The organism is Pseudomonas siliginis, from assembly GCF_019145195.1.
Lineage (GTDB): Bacteria > Pseudomonadota > Gammaproteobacteria > Pseudomonadales > Pseudomonadaceae > Aquipseudomonas > Aquipseudomonas siliginis.
On the sequence record NZ_JAHSTW010000024.1, the window covers coordinates 1 to 2,231 of the forward strand.

Consider the following 2,231-nt stretch of genomic DNA (forward strand, 5'->3'; position numbering starts at 1 on the left):
AGCGGCGCTGGACGTCAGCGAAATCGATAACCCGTTGCGCTTCCAGGGTCAGTATTTCGACGCCGAGACAGGCTTACATTACAACCGCCACCGCTACTACAATCCGGGGACTGGACGGTTCTTGACGCCCGATCCGATCAAGCTTGCGGGTGGGTTGAATAGCTACCAGTACGTGCCTAATCCTACGGGGTGGGTGGATCCGTTGGGTTTAAGCTGCAAGCTAGGACAGTGCCCAGAACCTCCTAAATGGAGCGAAAAATCTGTCTTCAATAAATATCCAGAGAAGACAGTCCTGAGGACTTCAGGGCCTGAGGCACAAGCTGCATTCTTACAAGAGCATCTCCCTGGCCTGCCAAAGGAACAGGCCCAGATGATCCTTGAAGAATCTTACAAAAAGGGGACTTCAGTCGTTATCGGTGGTAGCAGGGTCAGGGGTGATAATCACATTGGTAGCGACCTTGATGTAGGATTTGGAGACATAAACGCGAATAAGGCCGGGAAACTAGTTAAAGGACTGGAAAAAAAGTTCGAGGGCAAGGAAGGCTTTCTTTCGCTTGAACAAACCAGAATCACACCCGGAAACAAAACACAAAATATTGAAGAAATAAAATCTCCTGAAGAATTCTTCCAACGCTCTGGAACTCGATCCGGACAGGATCAAAGAGCTGGCGAACAGTACCGAGCGTCAGGCTCAATAACACTTAGAGAAGACGGGACAATCACGTTAATACCACCAGGAGCCACACCATGATATTTAAATCCTCTGGCAACTTAGTCAACCCAAATATCGTAACCTATAGAAGCCTCGGGTTTGGCGAGGCTGCCATACTCGATACGCAGGCATATGAGCTCATAATCAACCCCTGCGATTTTCCAGAAGAATTCATGATCTATGCCGATACATTCATCTCCGAGTGCAGGATTGACGATGCAGAGCAGGGATATACGGACATCCCAGCGCTTGCAAAAATCAATTATCCGACCTTCAGCGAGCTTTTGGAAAACCATGAAAATCTAGCGACCCACTTAATCAAAGACTACTTATACTTCGAACTATTTTACTATTTATTCCCAAATTCAGAAAATCTAAAGCTAGTTATAAACAATATAAAAGACATCCATATAGAAGGTAAATCAATGGTAATTTCCGGCGATACATATCCATTCAAAAAAATCTAACAAAACAAATTTGCGCCACCCGCTTCCGTACGCGCAAAAAATATAATATCAACGACTATTCATCAAAAAAAATAGTTAGACAACACTAGCAGGGAGTTCGCTACCGAATGCTAATGCGATAAGTTTGGCCGCCCGCTAGTGATAACGTTTAATAATTTCGAAGATATTCATTTGCACTACGACGTTTTGCACCGGCTTATAAAAACGCTTACGACGACCATTGGCCGCTCGCCTACAAATACGACCTGCAAGACCGCTCATCGAGAAACACCAAGTCTGGGGCACCTTGCGCTACGAATACGACAGCGTTGGCCAGCTCAAGCACTGCCGCCTTCCTGATGGCAGCAAACTTGATTACCGTTATTTGTCCGGTGGACGCCTGAGCAGCATTGACCTGAACGGTTCAGGCCTGACCAGCCACCAGTTCAACGCCGGTCGCGAACAACAGCGCCAGCAAGGTTTGTTACTCAGCCAATACCATTACGATGAACAGGGCCGCCTGCAAGCGCACAGCGTCAGCCAACGGGACAAACACCTGTTCCAGCGCCGCTACAACTACGATGCCAACGGCAACCTCGCCGGCATTAAAGACAGCCGCAAAGGCAACCGCAGCTATCACTACGATCCACTGGATCGCCTGATCAGCGTACGCGGCGCCATACCAGAGAGCTTCGCTCACGACCCGGCAGGCAACCTCCTCGGACAAAATGACCAGCCCGCAGCCAACCTCGCCAACGTCAAAGGCAACCGCCTCTTAATGCAAAGCGACCGCCACTACGATTACGACGCGTACGGAAATTTGATCCGCGAGAGTCGCGGCACCGGCAAGAAGCTCGTCACCGAGTACCGCTACGACTGCCAACACCGCTTGATTGGCGTCAGTCTGCCGGGAGGCAGCACAGCGTCCTACAAATACGACGCCTTCGGCCGCCGCATCGAGAAAATCGTCGACGGCCACAACACTGAATTCCTCTGGCAAGGCGAAAGATTGATCGCCGAAAGCGCCCAAAAATCGTTATCGCAGCTACATCTACGAACCGGGCACCTTCCGG

Annotated in this window: 2 protein-coding genes and 1 pseudogene; all 3 read left to right on the forward strand. The window is 49.8% G+C overall.

Translation table 11 applies throughout. The features are described from left to right. The coding region (locus tag KVG87_RS25655; RefSeq protein ID WP_302467811.1) for an RHS repeat-associated core domain-containing protein at positions 1–751 on the forward strand (751 nt) is incomplete at its 5' end. After that, a complete protein-coding gene (locus KVG87_RS25660; protein WP_125918769.1) occupies positions 748–1,179 on the forward strand; it encodes a hypothetical protein in 432 nt (143 codons plus the stop codon). The genes KVG87_RS25655 and KVG87_RS25660, both read left to right, overlap by 4 nt. 117 nt (positions 1,180–1,296) lie before the next feature. Then, positions 1,297–2,231, forward strand: a pseudogene (locus KVG87_RS25665) (RHS repeat domain-containing protein); the annotation flags it as partial.